Origin of the sequence: Alkalihalobacterium chitinilyticum, assembly GCF_029028005.1 — a bacterium.
Lineage (GTDB): Bacteria > Bacillota > Bacilli > Bacillales > Bacillaceae_F > Alkalihalobacterium > Alkalihalobacterium chitinilyticum.
Genome location: NZ_JAOTPO010000033.1, coordinates 1 through 19662 on the forward strand (window position 1 = coordinate 1; position 19662 = coordinate 19662).

Annotated in this window: 16 protein-coding genes and 2 rRNA genes; 14 read left to right on the forward strand and 4 right to left on the reverse strand. The window is 36.9% G+C overall.

All coding sequences use genetic code 11. The features are described from left to right. The first annotated feature begins 169 nt into the window (after positions 1 to 169). Positions 170 to 285: ribosomal RNA gene (rrf, locus tag N7Z68_RS23740) — 5S ribosomal RNA — on the forward strand. A gap of 503 nt (positions 286 to 788) precedes the next feature. After that, entirely contained in the window at positions 789 to 968 is a 180-nt protein-coding gene (locus N7Z68_RS23745; protein WP_275120909.1) for a hypothetical protein, read from the forward strand. A gap of 7 nt (positions 969 to 975) precedes the next feature. Here the strand turns inward: N7Z68_RS23745 and N7Z68_RS23750 are convergent, their stop codons facing one another. After that, on the reverse strand, positions 976 to 1473 hold the full coding sequence (locus N7Z68_RS23750; RefSeq protein WP_275120910.1) for a metallophosphoesterase family protein: 498 nt from the start codon (positions 1471 to 1473) through the stop codon (positions 976 to 978). 157 nt (positions 1474 to 1630) lie between these two features. Between N7Z68_RS23750 and N7Z68_RS23755 the strand changes: the two genes are divergently transcribed. The 8 genes from N7Z68_RS23755 (at position 1631) to N7Z68_RS23790 (ending at position 12098) form a co-directional block, all read left to right on the forward strand. Then, a complete protein-coding gene (locus tag N7Z68_RS23755; protein WP_373323225.1) occupies positions 1631 to 2470 on the forward strand; it encodes a pirin family protein in 840 nt (279 codons plus the stop codon). Positions 2471 to 2640: 170 nt separating this feature from the next. Then, the gene (locus N7Z68_RS23760) at positions 2641 to 3618 is read left to right on the forward strand and encodes a CAP domain-containing protein (RefSeq protein WP_275120912.1); all 978 of its coding nucleotides are present in this window, start codon (positions 2641 to 2643) and stop codon (positions 3616 to 3618) included. A gap of 181 nt (positions 3619 to 3799) precedes the next feature. After that, the gene (locus N7Z68_RS23765) at positions 3800 to 4492 is read left to right on the forward strand and encodes a hypothetical protein (RefSeq protein ID WP_275120913.1); all 693 of its coding nucleotides are present in this window, start codon (positions 3800 to 3802) and stop codon (positions 4490 to 4492) included. Between the two features lie 806 nt (positions 4493 to 5298). Then, entirely contained in the window at positions 5299 to 6207 is a 909-nt protein-coding gene (locus tag N7Z68_RS23770) for a metal ABC transporter substrate-binding protein (RefSeq protein WP_275120923.1), read from the forward strand. Positions 6208 to 6487: 280 nt separating this feature from the next. Next, entirely contained in the window at positions 6488 to 7348 is an 861-nt protein-coding gene (locus N7Z68_RS23775; RefSeq protein ID WP_275120914.1) for a polysaccharide deacetylase family protein, read from the forward strand. A gap of 311 nt (positions 7349 to 7659) precedes the next feature. Beyond that, complete coding sequence (locus N7Z68_RS23780; protein ID WP_275120915.1) at positions 7660 to 8529, forward strand: SDR family oxidoreductase; 870 nt, start codon at positions 7660 to 7662, stop codon at positions 8527 to 8529. Between the two features lie 239 nt (positions 8530 to 8768). Next, positions 8769 to 10907, forward strand: coding sequence for an ATP-dependent Clp protease ATP-binding subunit (locus N7Z68_RS23785; RefSeq protein ID WP_275120924.1), 2139 nt, complete (start codon positions 8769 to 8771; stop codon positions 10905 to 10907). Positions 10908 to 11087: 180 nt separating this feature from the next. Further along, a complete protein-coding gene (locus tag N7Z68_RS23790) occupies positions 11088 to 12098 on the forward strand; it encodes an LLM class flavin-dependent oxidoreductase (protein ID WP_275120916.1) in 1011 nt (336 codons plus the stop codon). 75 nt (positions 12099 to 12173) lie between these two features. Here the strand turns inward: N7Z68_RS23790 and N7Z68_RS23795 are convergent, their stop codons facing one another. Further along, positions 12174 to 12428 carry a hypothetical protein gene (locus N7Z68_RS23795; RefSeq protein WP_275120917.1) on the reverse strand — a complete coding sequence of 85 codons (255 nt, stop codon included), beginning with the start codon at positions 12426 to 12428 and terminating at the stop codon, positions 12174 to 12176. A gap of 409 nt (positions 12429 to 12837) precedes the next feature. On the opposite strand from N7Z68_RS23795, the gene N7Z68_RS23800 reads away from it, so the two are divergent. Further along, a complete protein-coding gene (locus N7Z68_RS23800) occupies positions 12838 to 14031 on the forward strand; it encodes a lactate 2-monooxygenase (RefSeq protein WP_275120918.1) in 1194 nt (397 codons plus the stop codon). A gap of 96 nt (positions 14032 to 14127) precedes the next feature. Here N7Z68_RS23800 and N7Z68_RS23805 read toward each other — a convergent pair whose 3' ends face one another. Further along, positions 14128 to 15672 (reverse strand): sigma-54 interaction domain-containing protein, encoded by a 1545-nt coding sequence (locus tag N7Z68_RS23805; protein ID WP_275120919.1) that lies wholly within the window; start codon positions 15670 to 15672, stop codon positions 14128 to 14130. Positions 15673 to 15965: 293 nt separating this feature from the next. Between N7Z68_RS23805 and pruA the strand changes: the two genes are divergently transcribed. After that, on the forward strand, positions 15966 to 17513 hold the full coding sequence (pruA, locus tag N7Z68_RS23810) for an L-glutamate gamma-semialdehyde dehydrogenase (RefSeq protein ID WP_275120920.1): 1548 nt from the start codon (positions 15966 to 15968) through the stop codon (positions 17511 to 17513). Positions 17514 to 17665: 152 nt separating this feature from the next. Then, on the forward strand, positions 17666 to 18583 hold the full coding sequence (locus N7Z68_RS23815) for a proline dehydrogenase family protein (RefSeq protein WP_275120921.1): 918 nt from the start codon (positions 17666 to 17668) through the stop codon (positions 18581 to 18583). 128 nt (positions 18584 to 18711) lie between these two features. Here the strand turns inward: N7Z68_RS23815 and N7Z68_RS23820 are convergent, their stop codons facing one another. Further along, on the reverse strand, positions 18712 to 19002 hold the full coding sequence (locus N7Z68_RS23820) for a DUF6407 family protein (RefSeq protein ID WP_275120922.1): 291 nt from the start codon (positions 19000 to 19002) through the stop codon (positions 18712 to 18714). A gap of 577 nt (positions 19003 to 19579) precedes the next feature. Between N7Z68_RS23820 and N7Z68_RS23825 the strand changes: the two genes are divergently transcribed. Further along, a 16S ribosomal RNA gene (locus N7Z68_RS23825) occupies positions 19580 to 19662 on the forward strand; the annotation flags it as partial.

Below are 19662 nucleotides of genomic sequence, written 5' to 3' on the forward strand. Positions count from 1 at the left end.
AGAAGGCGAAGTGGTAACTTCAACTGAAGAAGTGAAACGACACAAAAATCTAGGCATTGAAGCTAGACAATAATAAAGCGTTGAATTCATCTAGCCATTATCCAGTTTTGAGAGAACCACTCTCAATGTGAACTCAGATAACCAAAGGGTCATCTGATGTTCAATATAGTCTAGTGGCGATAGCGAAGAGGCCACACCCGTTCCCATGCCGAACACGGAAGTTAAGCTCTTCAGCGCCGATGGTAGTTGGGGGCTTCCCCCTGTGAGAGTAGGACGTCGCTAGGCATAAAGCACAATCCAAATGGGTTGTGCTTTTTTAGATTCACTTTGTTTATCATTGTTTAGATTTCTTTTCAGAGGGCTGAGTAGATACTCCTTTATGTATTGAGAGGACTCAGAAGCCCTTATAAGTGTACAAAATGCCATTTTGTTGGATTTAGCGGACTCACAGGCTCTTATTTTATGAAATTCCGTCAATATCACATGATTTTATGTAAATAAGAGCCTCTCAGTCCTCATAAGTCATAAAAACGATGATCTTTGTATAAATAAGGGCCTCTCAGACCGCGAAACAATAGGCGAACATCTTCTCAATGATACCCGCCTTTTAGGAGCTATAGTAATTAGTTTAAAACACAAGGGACTTCACTAGGCAAAATCACAATCCAAACGGATTGTGATTTTTTTAGTATGTAAAACGCTTTTAATTCAAATCATGTAGCATAATAAGAATATCTAAGGCAGTACATTCTATTCATACACGCAAACTATTAAAGGGGAGATCCGACATGACTAAGTCCCAAAAAGAAACATTGTTTAAAAGTGGTGAGGATATCAATGATAAGCGCAAAGGTTATTACGGAATGGAGCCAGAGCAGAGTCTTCTTTCGGTTAGTTTTGCAACAACTGAAAATGAATATTTAAATGAACATTACCAAGAGGATCCAAAAGAAGATCAAGAGGAGTAACTCGTTATTAATGCTTGGTTTCATAAAAAACATGCTCAGCCTCAATAGACTCACCAATATGAAGAATACCATAGGAAAAGTGGGTTTGTTTGCGTTTATCTGTCGCAGATCCAGGATTAAATAACAGCACGTTTTCTGCTCTTTTTAGGATAGGAATATGGGAGTGTCCGAAAATGATGCAATCCACATGATCTTCTTTAAATGCAGCAAGTGCTCGCTTTTCCGTTGTTAATTTTTGTCCATGGCCATGAACTACACCGATTTTAAAGCCGTTAATTGATAAAATCAGCTTTTCTTTAAAGTGACTTTTAATGTCTGGACCATCAACGTTACCAGAAACACCTACAACCCTTGCATATTTAGATAACTCTTCAAACACTGAGATTGTCTGCCAATCTCCTGCATGAATGATTAGATCAGCTGTTTTAAGGTCTCTAAGCAATCGCGTCGGAAAATCTTTAGCTTTTCTTGGTATATGAGTATCAGATACAACTACAATTTTCATTGGTATAACTCCTTCAGGAAATCGTTACCTTAATAATAATACATAATCTTTTCTTTTAAAATACTACTGACTTGTCGGAATAAAAAGCGTATTCATTGCACTTTACGGTCGAATAATTTTATAGTTAAACAAGAAAGGAGTGAGTTAAGGTATGACAGTGAACAGCGAACGATCGATCTTAAAAAAGTGGGATGTTACTCATCAAGTTAGAGGAGCAGGTCACACCCAAGGCTGGGTATTGGAACCGGGGCATTGGTATGATTTTGATCCATTTCTGTTAATGGCAGAAGATTGGTTTAAAAAGGGGACATTTGGATTTCATCCTCACAAAGGAATGGAGACTGTTACATATGTTATCGATGGCGAGTTGGAGCATAAAGACAGTCATGGTGGCGAAGGATTGTTAAAAGCAGGAGATGTTCAATGGATGACTGCAGGACAAGGCATTAGTCATATTGAGGACCCAGTGGTAGGAAGTAAAGTACATAGTTTGCAGTTGTGGGTTAACCTTTCGAAGGTAAATAAATCAGCTAGTCCACGCTACCAAGATCTATATAAAAGAAATATGCCAGAAATTAAAGAAGAAGGGGCTGTTATCCGGTTATTTTCAGGTTCCTATGGCAAGTATCAAGCTGAAACTTTAAATTATACTCCTGTAACAATGATTGATTTTGAAGTTTCATTAGAGAAAACAATAATGCCAGATATTCCAAAAAGTTATAACGGTTTTATTTATATTCTTGAAGGCAGCGGACTTTTTGGTAAAGAAGAAATAAAAGGTGTAAAAAACCAAGTGATATGGTTAGGACAAAGTGATAAGCGAGAAGGAGACTCAGACGTCATCCGAATTAAGAGCACAAGTGAAAAATTACATGGAATTCTTTTGGCAGGTGAACCAATTAAGGAGCAAGTTGTAGCACACGGGCCGTTTGTCATGAATACAGAAGAAGAAATAAGGCAAGCATTTTCCGATTATCACAATGGAAAGTTTCAATAAAGGAAATAATCCATACCATTTTTAAATCAGTTTAAACTCCTCTTTTATGATTTGAGGGGTTATTTTTTTGCCAAGTAATTAGTTAAATCTCGATATTTACCATCAATATTTAACTCCAAAAAAGAAAAAGAATAAGGTAGGAAATTAATCAATTAAAGGAGCTAATACTTATGAAAAGACAACATCTGTTGATTACTATTATTGCTTTATTACTTCTCTTTTTGGGGGCTTGTGGCCAATATGGTGGTAATGTTTTTGAAGCCGATCAAGGAGATGCAATTGAAGGTGACAATGTTAGATATGGGCAAGTATCGAGCCAAGTAACAACAATTCCAAGTGACGAATATCCTCACACGAAAGCAGTTCAAGTTCAACATGCTAAGTATGAATTTATTATCGATGGTCAAGGACAGCAGACACCTGGTCAGGAACGCGCTGTTCAATTTACACAAGAAGATATAGAACGTCTTTTACCAGAAGACATTACAAGACATCTTCCCGAAGGACGACAATTAACACGAGAGGATATTGCAAGACTTTTACCGGAAGGAGTTCAGTTATCGCCAGAAGACATTCAACGCCGTTTGCGTGAAGGTGTTGCACAACGTCCAGGTACGCAGCAGCCTGCACCACAACAACCAGGGGCAGCACCGCAACAGCCAGAGGCAACACCACAACAACCAGAGGCAGCGCCACAAGAGCCGACAGAGCAACCTCAAGAAGAACCTGCTGATGAAACACCAGCTCAACCTGAACAACGTGCAGAAGGTATAAGTGAAATTGAACAACAAGTTATTGATTTAACGAATGCTGAAAGAAGAAGAGCAGGACTTTCTGATTTACAGGCAGATACTTCATTAAGTAATGTAGCACGTGCTAAATCAAATGATATGCAAGAAAATAACTATTTTTCACATACGAGTCCAACTTATGGTTCGCCATTTGATATGATTCGTGACTTCGGTGTAGATTATAATGCAGCAGCTGAAAACATTGCTCAAGGACAACAATCTGCAGAACAAGTCGTACAAGCATGGATGAATAGTGAAGGTCATCGCGCAAACATTATGAATGGAAACTTCACGCATATTGGTGTTGGACATAATGGAAACGGGAACTACTGGACGCAAATGTTTATTAGCAGATAGTTGATTTAATATAATATAACGTGTAAAAGTAGTGGACCCATTTCGGTTCACTATTTTTATTTTTTAAAATTAGTCAAAATGATTAGTAATATAGATATAGTAGGCATTCAGTTCATTTTGTGGATGGATACAAAACATTCTTCCTATATAATAAAAAGATGATTGATTATAGGGGGAAATTATGGGTAAGTTTGGATATATGTTAATTGGATCTTTGTTTACATTAATTCTTTCATTCAGTTATCTTGTATTAGCGGATAGTTTTCATGCAGACCCTTATTCTAAGGAGACTTCAACAACGATAATGAGTGAAGAGGAGTACGACACACTTCACGGCAATGAAAAAGGTGAATTAGAAAAAGCGGTTGTGATTCAAGAAGAACCGGTAATTATAGCAGTAAACCATCAAAAAGAGCAGTCTAATGTTAGTAATGAAAATAAAAATGAGGGTGCTTTAACTCCTCAAGATGATAATCAAGAAGTTATAAAAGAAGATATAGACGTTTTCGAATCAAAGCAAGCTGTCTCAGCAAAACAAGGAGAACTTTCAGCCTTTTTGAACCGTATCGAAAAGCTGGAGATCAAGATTAAGAATGATGACTTTGAGGTAAAAATCAAACAAGAACAGAAAAAGAAAAAAGATAAATCAGAAGTGGAAATCAAGCATGGGAAAGAAAAAATGAAAATGAAAGGGAAAAAAGCGGATGATTTTCTGGCTCAAACCTTTTCTAGTGTTCAACTTAATAACCCAGAAGACTTACAGCAAGTGGTAAAAAACATTATAACTTCTTACGGTTACGACTGGGATTCCGTTGAAGTGGAAATTAAAGTCGAGTCCAAAGATAATAAGTATGAGTATAAACACAAACTGTAAATACGTAAAAAGAGGTGTTCATAAAATTGGGCACCTCTTTTTGCTCTTGACAAACACATAATTTTCCTGAAAAGCAAATAATAATACAGTATAATAAATCTCTATTTATAAAAAATATTAATACTGCTTTCTTACAATAAAAAAGTTGCCCTTATGAAACATAAATAAGGAAAAGTGAGGGGTAAAAATGAGAATTAGGCAAAAATTTTCAATTGGGTTGTGGGCTTATATCATTATAATTATTTTTCTCTGTTTGTATATCTTCTTACCAGTACGGTAGGATTCTCAAATTTATGAGATGATTTTTATGGTATCGATTATCGAATACCTAATTTCACTATAAATCCGTTTAATAAGAAAGGAAGATTGAAATTGTATAGCCAATAGTCCTTTCATTATATTAAGAAACTTAGGAGGTAAAAAGTTTACCTAAAAATTTTCTTGTGTAAACTTCTTTCTTGTTTTCTAGAGGTGTGCAATAAAGTATATAATTTCTTCACTAAAAGTCTAGACAGTAATTTGTTTATTTTATATAATTAATCTTGAGATTTTGCACTAGGTAAAAAAATGTTGTTAAGGACAAGAAATTATACCTTGTTCAAAAATGAATAAGGCATAATCTAATTAACAATGAATACACTTTAACGTGAAATTTTTTTTGTGTTAAAAGTTGCCTAAGTGCAAAAAGGTTAACCGTGGACAAACAAAGTAGATAATAATTACCTAACTACATACAACAAGTACCATTCCAATGCCACTGGTTAACACGAATTTAAAGAATGATATTAAAGGAGAGGAGAATGACAATGTTTCAAAAAAAGTCATTATTAAGTTTAAGCTTCATCTTAATTTTTAGTTTTTTCTTAGCAGCTTGTTCTTCAAATGAAGCTTCAACAGAGGCAGGGGATGGGCTAAAGGTAACAACGAGTTTTTCAGTTTTAGGGGATATTATTGAGAATATTATTGGCGACCACGGTAGTGTGGAATATATCGTACCAGTAGGAGAAGAGCCGCACGAATATGAGCCGGTACCAAGTGACTTCCAAAAGGTAGCTGATGCAGATGTTTTCTATGTGAATGGTCTTGATTTAGAAGAATGGTTAGAAAAAGTAGTTTCTAACGCTTCAGATACTGACATTGTTGCTGTTTCTGAAGGTGTAACACCAATTCCACTAGTTGGTGACGATGAGGATGATCCACATGCTTGGTTAAGTCCTAAAAATGTGATTACGTATGTGGAGAACATTGTAAATGATTTAATTGAAAGAGACCCAGAAGGTGAATCGATTTACCGTGCAAATGCTGATGCATATATCGGCGAGTTACAAGAGCTTGATGCTTGGGTTGAAGAAGAGGTTGCAGGAATTTCAGAAGAGCACCGCGTAATCATTGTAAGTGAAAATGCATTCAAATATTTTGGAGCAGATTACGGGTTTGATACAGAAGGTGTATGGGAAATTAACTCTCATGAAGAGGGAACTCCACAACAAATTTCAAGACTTGTCGATCTAGTCAACGATCGTAATGTTCCAGCAGTATTTGTAGAGTCAACAGTTGATAAACGGTATATGGAAACCATCTCAAATGAAACAGGTGTTCCAATTGCAGGGGAAGTTTACACTGATGCAATTGGTGCTGCAGGTAGTGGAGCAGAAACGTACATTGACATGATAAAGCATAATGTTAGTGTATTTGTTGAAGGTCTAAAACAATAAAAAGATAAGGTAACTATTATCAAATTCTTAAAGAGTCTGTATCTAAAATGATACAGACTCTTTCCTATTTCTCATGGTTTATTAAAGTAAGTTAGAGTTGAGTTAGAGATAGAATCCCTCTCTACATTCAAATATGTAAAGAGTTTAGCTTAAGGTCGGGTCCAAATGAGAAATTAATACTTTAATTATATACTGAGCTAAAATATTGCCATTTTATGAATAATCCTCCTTTTTAAATAAAAAATAACTACGTACATAAATTGAATAAGGAGATGACTTTGTGAAAAAGAACGTTATGAAGTGGCTATTTATCATGGCTTTTCTATTCGGTGCTGTGCTGCAACCGATGGTGAGTTCTGCTGAAGAAAAACCAGCTGAAGATATCAAACAAGAATGGTGGTTTAAGAAAGACAAAGATAATCCACGTGAAGTCGAAGGATTGCCTGATTTACAGGGAGGCGATGAGGAGGCGGTGCGAGGACCGATTTCTAATATCATTTTACAACAACGGTATCCAGATATCGTTATTTTACGTGGACCTGATACGGCAAATCGAATTGCGTTAACCTTTGATGACGGTCCTGATCCTCGTTATACGGAGGGAGTGTTAGATGCTTTAGCCCGGTATAATGTCCCGGCAACGTTCTTTGTAATGGGGGCTAGAGCTGAAGCGTATCCAGATATCGTTAGACGAATGGTCAATGAAGGGCATATAGTAGGAAATCACAGCTATTGGCATCCTAATCTTGTTGAGGGTGATATGGCTACTCTTGAAAGAGAAGTCATGCAAACGGAAGAGCTACTAAATCAAATTATTGGGTACCGGACAAGTTTGTTTCGTGCACCATATGGTTTTTTAAATAATGAAGCTGTGGAAAAACTAGACGAATTAAATTATAACGTGATCGGCTGGTCGATTGACACACTTGATTGGAGAGAACCGCCGCCTGAAGACATTGCATTTAGTGTGTTGAGTAACGCACATCTAGGTGCGATCGTACTTCTTCATGATGGAGCTGAGTGGGACGGCGATCGAACGAGTACAGTTGAATCTTTGGATATCATGATTCCAGAACTTCAGGAATTAGGATTTGAGTTTGTGACAGTTCCTGAATTATTAAATATCCCTTATCAGAAGTAATGGCCCATTATAATAATAGAAGTGAAAAGAGTACTTGTAAGATTTTTCTTGCAGTGCTCTTTTTCCTTGATATTTGATTTGGTACTGTTTTTTGTGCGCTAATGTGCTAAAGAGATGTTGTTTGAAAATGTAGTAGTTTTAGTGTTGAGTGCATACCTGAACCGAAAGTAAAGAAGATTGTTTGATGACCTTTTTATCATTCGCTTCTTTTGAATAAGGAATAAGGGTTAGGATTTTCTGACATGCTATAAAAGTAAAATTTACCTTTATTACATATTAAATAACTCTAATAAATAAGGGAGTGTGTCATCGTGTCATCATCCAATCAACCTCATCAAACGTTTCCGCCACAACATCAAAATCAGCAACCTGGTATTGAGTCACAAATGAAGCCTCATCCGACAGATGAAAATTATAGTTATAAAGGTTCTGGAAAATTACAAGACAAAGTTGCAATTATTACGGGAGCTGACAGCGGTATTGGTCGAGCGGTCGCGATTGGGTATGCAAAAGAAGGAGCCGACGTTGTTAATGTATATTTAAGTGAACATTCGGATGCAGAAGAAACGAAGAAGCAAGTCGAAGAAGAGGGGAGACGTTGTATAAATATTGCTGGTGATTTAGGCGATGAGAGTTTTTGCCAAGATGTAATTAAGCAGACGATCAGTGAGTTTAATAAATTAGATATTTTAGTTAATAATGCTGCCGAGCAACATCCGCAAACGGACTTTGAAAACATTACGAGTGAGCAGTTAGAGCGTACATTTCGAACAAATATGTTTTCATTCTTTTATTTAACTAGAGCGGCATTGCCTCATTTGAAGTCTGGGAGCAGTATCATTAACACAACATCTGTTACAGCCTATAAAGGTCACGAAAAATTAATTGACTACTCAGCAACTAAAGGGGCTATTGTTACGTTTACACGGTCGTTATCATTATCTCTTATTAAAAAGGGGATTCGAGTAAATGGTGTAGCTCCGGGACCAATCTGGACACCGCTTATTCCGTCAACATTTACAGCGCAGGAAGTTTCTGAGTTTGGAAGTACCACACCAATGCAGCGTGCAGGCCAACCCGTAGAACTCGCACCTGCTTATATTTATTTAGCGAGTGAAGATTCTTCCTATATGTCAGGTCAAATTCTCCATCTAAACGGTGGAGTGATTGTCAACGGCTAAAAGAAGCGTAAAGAAAGATTAAAAAAGAGGTAGCAAAAAAAGAGGTAGCAGGCACCTTTACTTCAGTACAGTAGTAAAGGTGCCTGCTACCTCAAAATTTTTCTTTTACTCTTGAAAAGTCAAAGAAGGTCAGTTATAATGGAATCACAATATATAAATGAGATCCCGCAATTTGTTGGGATTTTTATTTATATAAAAGGTCAAAGATAGTCAAAATCGAAGAGGGGGTAGGTTAGATGATGTTATGTCAAAAATGTAATGCAAAACAAGCAAATGTAAAAATGGATGTTATGCTAAATGAGCAACACAAACAAATTCATTTATGCTCTAGTTGTTACAGTGAAGCCTACCAGTCTTTAGGTTCAGGCCACTTTAACTTCAATCATTATTTTGATGATTTCTTTAACTCCTTTCAATCATCTCACCTGCCAAATGGTGAACAGCATCAAAATGTGAAGCAAATGCCTCCACAGCAAGGAGGAGGAAACAGCTTCCTCGATCAACATGGTCGCAACTTAACTAGAGAAGCAAAAGATGGTCGTATTGATGCGGTGATTGGACGTGACAAAGAAATTGAGCGAACAATTGAAATTTTAAATCGTCGTAACAAAAACAATCCTGTGCTAATTGGTGAAGCAGGGGTAGGGAAAACAGCAATTGTTGAGGGCTTTGCTCTAAAAATTGTGAATGGTCAAGTTCCTGCTAAGTTAAAAAATAAAGAAGTTTATACATTAGACATTAATTCACTTGTTGCTGGAACGAGTTATCGCGGACAATTTGAAGAAAAAATGAAAGAACTAATTACTGAATTGCAGCAACGCGAAGATGTCATCCTATTTATTGATGAGCTTCACATGATGGTAGGAGCAGGAAGTTCTGCAGAAGGTTCGATGGATGCCGGGAACATTTTAAAACCGGCACTTGCACGAGGTGACATGCAAATCATTGGTGCAACAACGCTTAAAGAATATCGAATGATTGAGAAGGATCAAGCGTTAGAACGTCGTTTCCAACCTGTCATCGTAAAAGAGCCGACAGAAGAAGAAGCCTTTGAAATTTTAAAAGGTATTCGACCAGCTTATGAAGTCTATCACAATGTAAAATACTCAGATGATGTACTAAAAGCTTGCGTCACTCTTTCAAAACGTTACATTCAAGATCGTTTTTTACCAGATAAAGCAATCGATTTACTAGATGAAGCAGGTTCGAAACTAAATCTATCACAAGTTGGACCCGATACAGAAAACTTAGAAAAACGATTAAAAGAAATCGATAGAGAAAAACAAATCGCTGCACAACAAGAACAATATGAAAAAGCAGCAAATCTACGTAAAGAAGAGCTAGAAATTAAAGAAAGACTAGAAAACGAGCAACCTAATGAACAAACAACGGAAGTAACAGTAGAGCACATCCAAGCTATTATTGAGTCAAGTACTGGTATCCCGGTTAGAAAACTTCAAAAAGATGAGCAAACAAAAATGAAAGACTTACCAAACAGACTTGCTCACAAAGTAATCGGTCAAGCAAAAGCAATTGAACAAGTAGCCAATGCAGTAATGAGAGCACGAGTAGGGTTAAAACCAAAACACCGTCCAACTGCTTCCTTCTTATTTGTTGGGCCGACGGGTACTGGAAAAACAGAACTAACAAAAACATTAGCGGAAGAGTTGTTTGGCAGCAAGGACTCCATGATTCGTTTAGATATGAGTGAGTATATGGAAAAACACTCCGTATCAAAGCTTATCGGTTCACCACCGGGTTATGTTGGACACGATGAAGCAGGGCAATTGACAGAACAAGTTCGTCGAAACCCTTATTCGATTGTATTACTAGACGAAATCGAAAAAGCACACCCTGATGTGATGAATGTTTTTCTACAAATTATGGAGGACGGTCGTTTAACAGACAGCCAAGGAAGAGTCGTTAATTTTAATGAAACGGTTATTATTATGACATCAAATGCAGGTGTAACAGATAAGAAAAAGCCAGCAATTGGGTTTGGATCTTCAAAAACTGTAGAAGAGACAATGGTACAGTTAGAAACTTTAAAAAATTACTTTAAACCCGAGTTTTTAAATCGCATTGACTCTATTATTGAATTTGCGCACTTAACAAAAGAAGACTTAATTAAAATTGTCGACATTATGTTGAAAGAACTAATGGCAACATTGAACGAACAAGGTATTTTTATTGAAGTTACGAAAGAGGCCAAAGAAAGAATTGCTGAAGTAGGATACCATCCGGAATTTGGTGCTAGACCGTTACGTCGCGTTATTCAAGACCACATTGAAAATAAAATTACGGCATTAATGATTGATAAAGAAAAAGTAGATAAAATCAATGTGTCGGTTGAAGGAAATGAATTAAAAGTAAAGTAATAGTTGAAAGGGGCTGCTTGGTCAGCCTCTTTTTTTTGCACTGGGTTAATAGCAGGCAGAAAACTAGAAATTATCATATAGAACGTGTAAAATGACAAAATGATATTTAGAGGTACTAAATAGATACTTCAGTACTTACTACATATAATAAGTTCCAGAATACATAAGAGGGTGAATACAATGACTCAAAAACAAATACACGATATAAAGTTTTCTATATTGGACCTTGCGCCAATCGTTCAAGGCGGTTCAGCTGCTGACTCTTTTAAAAACAGTTTAGATCTTGCACGACATGCTGAAAAGTGGGGGTATCACCGTGTTTGGGTTGCCGAACATCATAATATGCCTGGCATTGCAAGTTCAGCAACATCTGTCTTAATCGGATACATCGCTGGTGGAACAACGAAAATTCGAGTGGGCTCAGGCGGCATCATGTTACCAAATCATGCCCCATTAGTCATTGCTGAACAATTTGGGACGCTTGAATCTATGTATCCGGGACGAATTGATCTGGGGCTCGGGCGTGCACCAGGCAGTGATCAGTATACGGCCCATGCATTAAGAAGAGATTTACGGAGCGGACATGACTTCCCGAATCAGTTAGCGGAACTTCGAGCTTATTTTGCACCTGATCAGCATAATCAACGGGTTCGAGCTTATCCTGGAGAAGGATTACAGATCCCCATTTGGCTTCTAGGATCTAGTGGTTTTAGTGCACAATTAGCAGGAAAGCTTGGGTTGCCTTTTGCTTTTGCCAGTCATTTTTCACCAGAGTATACGCTTCCTGCTCTTAACTTATACCGCCAAAGCTTCCAACCTTCCGAAGTACTGCAAGAGCCGTATGCTATGGTAGGAGTAAATGTCATTGCTGCAGATACAGATGAAAAGGCACAATGGCTTTCAACATCACACCAACAAGCGTTTTTAAGTCTTATAAGAAATAAGCCAAGCCAATTGCAACCACCAATAGAGTCGATGGAACATTTATGGACGAGTATTGAAAAAGATGCTATTGAAAAACAATTAGGTTCTTCGGTTATTGGAAATCCGGAAACAGTAAAAGAAAAGCTCCAAGCTTTTCTAGACGAAACTCAAGCGGATGAAATGATTATTAATAGTCATATCTATGACCACAATGAGCGATTACGCTCTTATGAAATAGTTCAAGAAGTAGCAATGAAAACTAGATAATTTAACTATAGTCAGCCATATAAAAAAGGACGTAAAATTATTAAATTTTACGTCCTTTACTATCTTTAGTAAAGCCTATTCCCTTAATAAGTCACTTTTAGAAGTTTCTAACGTAATATCACAACTGCCTTCAGTTTTGTCTCCTTCTAACCTTAAAGTATACGCCCTATATTTTGGGTGGAAATTAAACTCACCTTCAGAATCGTTGTAGAATTCCTTTATAAAAATAGCATCTTTCTCACTAGTAAAATTTTTTCCTAGACGAATTTTTAATGAACCACTAACAACTTTTACTTTGTACTTAAGAGTGACTATTTGATCTCTTTTCATAATGAACCCGAAATCTTCTAGACCGTTAAACATCTTATATGAAATTGTAAGTTTGTTTTTCTTTTTGATATAGACGAATCCGCTTTTTCGCGAGAATACTAATATCCCTTTTTGGAATAAGACTAACAAAATGATTATTATAAAGACAATTGGTAGGATAGACTTTAACAAACTTCTCACCTTCTCTTAAAATTCTAATACTAAAAATATACATATTTTAACATAATATATTGAAATTTCAAAATAAATAGTATATGATACTTTTAAATACTAACTAGTCAGTATTCTTAGTAATTGAAGCAGCTGTCCAATAGTAATAGTTAACATCTAGGCCTATTCCTACTAATGATTAACAATAAACGAACTCTCTGACTTGGAAGTGAATTTCAATCATTGGAGGTAGTTACGTATGAGTGGTTATGGAGATTTAGTTCAATTTCAGGTGTATTCACCCGAAACAGCAAAGGAAAATCAAAAGTATCCAGTTGCTTTTGAAGAGTGGGAAAAGTTGGCTCGTGAAACATTAGAAGATGGTCCTTATTGGTATGTTGCTGGCGGGGCTGGAAGCGGATCGACTATGGATGCCAATCGTGAAGCAATTGATCGTATTAAAATTCAACAGCGGATGTTTTGCGATGTGGAAGAGCGGGATTTATCAGTTTCATTATTTGGACAAACCTATCATTCTCCTATTTTGTTAGCTCCAATCGGTGTTCAATCGATTATTCATGAAGAAGGGGAGCTAGGGTCGGCTAAAGCTGCTGCTGAAATGGGGATACCGTACATAGCGAGTACAGCTTCTTCGTTTGCAATGGAAGAGATTGCAAATGTAATGGGCGATGCACCGCGTTGGTACCAACTCTATTGGGGAAAGGACCAAGATGTAACAGCAAGTATGCTGAGACGTGCTGAAGAAAGCGGTTATTCGGCACTGGTAGTGACACTCGATACACCAATGTTAGGCTGGAGAGAACAAGATTTAAGAAATGCTTACCTGCCTTTTATTAATGGCATCGGTATTGCCAACTATTTATCTGACCCGGCTTTTTGTTCAAAGCTTGAGAAATCTCCACGAGAAGATATCCGTGCAGCTATCCAATACTTTTTTAGTATCTATTCAAATGCTAGTTTAACATGGAAAGATCTTGCTTTTTTACGTGAACATACAAAGTTACCGATTTTGTTAAAGGGAATTGTACATCGTGAAGATGCAGAATTAGCATTACAACATGGTGTAGATGGTATTATTGTCTCGAATCATGGTGGGCGCCAAGTGGATGGAGCGATCGGTGCTTTGGAAGCGCTTCCAGAGGTGTGCGACGTAGTTCAAGGGAAAATTCCTGTTTTATTTGATAGTGGGATACGTCGCGGGGCTGATGTTATAAAAGCTCTTTCATTAGGGGCAACTTCTGTTTTATTAGGACGCCCATATGTTTACGGATTAGCTGCCGGTGGAGAAGAAGGAGTGAAACGTGTCATCCGTAATATGATTGCGGATATTGACTTAACACTGGCTCTTTCTGGAAGAAAAACAATCAAAGATCTTGATCGATCGTTATTAGCTTCTAGTAGTCATGATTCGTTGTTCGTAGGGAATAAGTAAGAACCAAATAAAAAACGATCAGCTGGTTAAAACCTTTACTGCTGGTCGTTTTTTATTTGAAATTTGTTAAGTGAGGCTAGTACGTTAATCATCAGATCACTTTAGACTCTTCATTCGATTGTACAATGTTGCCCGTGAGATCCCTAATAACTTAGCAGCAGCCGTTTTGTTGCCATACGTCAATTTTAGTGCATTTCTTATCTTATCATCTAAGTTGAGGTTAGAATGATTACTTTCAATTGTTTCAACTATAGGGGTGGGTTGTTTTACAAAATTGTTTGGTAGATGCTTGGGTTCAATTCGTTCGTTTTCATCGGCTAAAATGATTAACCTTTCAATCATATTCCGAAGCTGTCTCACATTACCTTGCCACGGATGCTGTAAAAACATGTACATTACTTCAGGATCTAATTCTGGAATTGGGATCTTATATTTAATCGAGAATTCTTGTAAAAATAACTGAACGAGTTCTGGTATATCCTCTTTACGTTCACGCAACGGCGGAACGGATATAGAAATAACGTTCAAACGGTAAAATAAATCCTCACGAAAGCTTCCTTCTTCAATCATTTTTTCCAAATCTCGATGTGTTGCAGCAATAATACGCACGTCTGTTGGAATAGGGTCTGTCCCACCGACGCGGTAAAACTGCTTTTCTTGAAGGACACGCAGTAGCTTAACTTGGACTTCTAACGGCATTTCTCCAATTTCATCTAAAAAGATCGTACCACCAAGAGCAGCATCAAACTTTCCTTTTTTTCCGCCCTTCACTGCACCGGTAAATGCTCCTTGTTCATATCCGAAAAGGTCACTTTCAATTAAAGCTGTAGGAATGGCGCCACAATTAATGGCTACAAAAGGTGCTTCTGAACGAGGACTCGTTTTATGGATCGCTTCAGCAAATAATTCCTTACCAACACCACTTTCTCCAGTAATTAAAACAGTAGCTTCGGTTTTCGATACTTTACTTACGAGATAAAGAGCTTCTTGTAACACCGGACTTCTTCCTTTTATTTTACTAAAAGGGGTTTGTTCATTGTGGACATTTCTTTCTAATTCATGGAGTGAAGCTGCTGTTGATGAAAGTTCATCATTTAATTTCACAATATCGGTTATGTTTCGTTCAACGGAAATGCCACCCACAACGTTATCATCTATTAGAATAGGAGAAGTATTAATTAACACATGCACGTCAGGTTTTGGTTGATTGTACTTTTTTATAACACCTTTTCTCTCGTTAATAGTTGACATGAGGACGACCGATTCAGTCTCAAAGAAACTAGTTATCAATTTTCCCTTTACGTCCTCGGAAGTTAGACCATACATTTCTTCAGCCTTATGATTCCATGATTGAATAAAGCCTTTAGTATCCACAACTGTGATTGCGTCATCAACAGATTGTAGTAAAGTATTGTAATGCGTTAATGTCAACTTCCACTGTTTCCACAATTCGTTTACTAATTTTCGATATGGAACCCAACCAACAAGCAGACCATTTTCATCCTCTAAAACGATATCTTCATTTGGTAAACTCGTAATCTCAGATAACAACATATGTTGAGAATACCGTTCCATTGTCTCGGATCCATTATAGTCTTCTAATGGCAAAGCAAATGAAGCTAATGCCATGTCTAAACTCATGATCAACACCTCCAACAACCACTGGTCTAACAGTTACGTAACCGCTTACAATAATTTAGACAGTAATGTAAATCGATTAGACACTTTTGACACAATTGTATAACTAATTTTGTAAAAGATCTATTCTATTTTTTTATAAAAGAGGCAGATTTAAAGGTTATTAAAATTTTTTAAACTTGGCACGGTATTTGCAATAAAAATAGTGAAGTGAGCACGTTGAACTTTTTGCATAGAAGGTATTTAACAAGTGGAGTGTTCATACCCATATAAAAAATCTATTAGGAGTGATTAGATTGTTACCAACATATAAACATGAGCCATTTACTGATTTTACTATTGAAGAAAATAAAAAAGCATTTGAAGCCGCACTTGAGTATGTAGAAGGACAACTTGGTAAGTCATACGATCTTGTCGTCGGTGGAGAGCGTATTTCAACAGAAGCGAAAATTACGTCATACAACCCAGCAAATAAAGAAGAGATCATCGGAATTGTCTCTAAAGCGAATAAAGACATTGCTGAAAAAGCGATGAATGTTGCACATGAAACATTTGAATCTTGGAGAAAAACGTCACCAGAAGAGCGTGCGAATATCTTAGTGCGTGCTGCTGCAATCGTTCGCCGTCGCAAGCATGAATTTTCTGCTTATCTCGTTAAAGAAGCAGGGAAGCCTTGGAAAGAAGCTGATGCTGATACAGCTGAAGCTATTGATTTTCTTGAGTACTATGCACGCCAAATGATCGCCATTAAAGACGGTAAGCCTGTAAATAGTCGTGAAGGTGAGCATAACCGTTATTTCTATACTCCAATGGGGGTAACTGTAGTTATTTCACCGTGGAACTTTGCGTTTGCAATTATGGCAGGTACTACAGTAGCACCAATTGTCACAGGAAACACTGTTTTATTAAAACCAGCAAGTACAACTCCAGTTGTTGCGGCGAAGTTTGTTGAAGTATTAGAAGAAGCCGGCCTTCCTAAAGGTGTTGTAAACTTCATTCCAGGCAGTGGTGCAGAAGTTGGTGATTACTTAGTTGACCATCCGAAGACAGCGTTAATTACATTTACTGGTTCACGTGAAGTAGGAACAAGACTATACGAGCGTGCTGCAGTCGTACATCCGGGTCAAAATCATTTAAAACGAGTGATTGTAGAAATGGGCGGGAAAGACACAGTTGTTGTTGATAAAGAAGCAGACCTTGACTTAGCAGCAGAATCAATTGTCGTTTCAGCATTCGGTTTTTCAGGACAAAAGTGTTCAGCAGGATCACGAGCGGTTATTCATCAGGACGTATATGATGAAGTATTAAATAAAGTCATTCAATTAACAAACGAATTAACAGTTGGAGACCCAACGAATAATGGTAATTACATGGGACCAGTTATCGATGATGCTTCGTTTAACAAAATCATGGGTTACATCGAAATTGGTAAAGAAGAAGGTCGTCTTGTAGCAGGGGGAACAGGTGATGCTTCAAAAGGTTACTTTATCCAACCAACAGTATTTGTTGACCTAGATCCTCAAGCACGTATTATGCAGGAAGAAATTTTTGGACCAGTCGTGGCCTTGGCAAAAGCGAAAGACTTTAACCATGCAATTGAAATTGCGAACAACACAGAGTATGGATTAACTGGTGCAGTTATTACGAAAAACCGTGACCATATTGAAATCGCAAAGCGCGACTTCCACGTTGGAAACTTATATTTCAATCGCAATTGTACGGGAGCTATCGTTGGTTACCATCCGTTTGGTGGATTTAAAATGTCAGGTACCGACTCTAAAGCTGGAGGACCAGATTACTTAGTCCTTCACATGCAAGCAAAAACAGTATCAGAGATGTATTAATTGAAATGAAATGCAGTGAAATGGTTAGGGTCATTTCACTGCATTCTCTCAAGTATTAATTGGAAAAATATGTTATATAAAATTCAGGTGTTTTTTTGAGACTAGCTGAATTTTCAGATAGAAAAAGTGAGTTCATTTACGGAGGGGTATATATGGTATTAGAGCAACCGATGAAGCTATTCTTCATGTATCTTTCAAAAAACAAAGCGATGAATAAAGCCGCAAAACAGTGGGGCCTAAAATTCGGCGCATCTCAAGTGGTTGCAGGTCAGAGTGTTGAAAGTGCTATTGAAAAAGTAAAAGAATTAAATGAAAAAGGACTTGTTTGTACTTTAGATCATTTAGGGGAGTTCGTAGATAGCAGGGAAGAAGCGTTGGAGGCGACCGAGTACTGTATTAAAACATTAGAGGCCATCGCTGCAAGTGGAGCAAATTGTAATCTTTCGTTGAAAATGACACAGCTTGGTTTGGATATTAGTGATGAGTTTTGTTTAGAAAATATGCGTCGTATTGTTCAAACCGCAAAAGATTATAACAATTTTGTTCGTATTGATATGGAAGATCATTCACATTGTCAACAAACGTTAGATATTCTAGCTGCATTAAGAAAAGAATTTGATAATGTCGGAACAGTAATTCAAGCGTATCTGTTCAGAGCAGAGCAAGACATCGCGGATCTAAAAGGAATTTCATTAAGACTTGTAAAAGGGGCTTATAAAGAGTCGGCAGAAGTGGCATATCAAGATAAGAATCAAGTAGACGCCAACTATTTAAACATTATAAAAAAACATCTTCAAAGCGGCAGTTACACAGCGATTGCGACACATGATCATCAAATCATTGCTGAAGTCAAAAAGTTCACGAAAGAAAATAATATCCCGCAAAGTCAATTTGAATTTCAAATGCTGTACGGTTTTCGAACGAACTTGCAGTTAGAACTCGTAAAAGAAGGATATACGACTCGTGTGTATGTACCTTTTGGACAAGACTGGTTTGGGTATTTCATGAGAAGAATGGCTGAACGCCCTCAAAATGTAAGCTTTGCACTAAGAGGGTTAATTTCAAAGTAAAACACTTGCCCAATAAAATAAAAATGAAGGTCAACCAGCACTGATGATCTGGCTGACCTTATTCGTATTTCGTATTTCGAGGCGTTTATATAGAAGGAATAAAAGAATAGAAGGAATAGAAACAAAGATTAATGTCTCCTAATAACATATCCTTGATAAATCTCTTCTATAGAATGATCATAGTCGTCATTAATTGTTTGTGTAATGACTTTGGAAAGAAGATTTTCTTCGATCATCGAGTGTATATACAAATATTCAATAGTTCCTTGTTCTGTTCCTTCAACTTCTTCGTGAGATTTCATTTCATAGTATGTTAATGCTTCCCTAACGACTTTCTTTAAGTGATCATTATTTTTAACGTTAAACTCAGTCATTCGAGAAGTCGTTTCCTTAACAAATTGATCGATATGTTTCTTCATTCTTCAATATCTCCCTTTCAAAAATTGCATTCAGCGGGTTCTAGCTTTAGCATATCTTATCAGTTACATCAATTCAATTAAGATAGCAATAGTAAAAACTGATAAAATAGAGTAACTTTTAATTAAAAGGATACAATTTAAAATTCCATATTTTACATAGATAAAATACTTGTTTTATAAGTTTGTTTTTGGTATGATTAATTTTGTCGCTTCAAACGAAAGCTGTTATAGGGAAAAGCAAACTAATCTATAAAAAGTTATTGCAGTGATTATGTTATTTTGATATAGTTGTCTTCACTGCTTCTGAAAAGGCGATAGATGTAAAAAAACAACTTACCAATAAATAGTTATTGACTAAATGTTGCTAACGTGATAAGATATAATTCTTGTCGCTAATAACGACAAAAAAAGTTCTTTGAAAACTGAACAAAAAGCCAAGCGAAATAAATGAGATACATGATATCTCGTCAATGTTTTAAAAACGTCACAGTGATGAATGATCTTCGATTAAGTACGCGACGTCCTGTCGCAATATCGAAGCCACCACATCCTGTGGAAGTGAGCTATATCAAACACTTTTATGGAGAGTTTGATCCTGGCTCAGGACGAACGCTGGCGGCGTGCCTAATACATGCAAGTCGAGCGGACCTTATAAGAGCT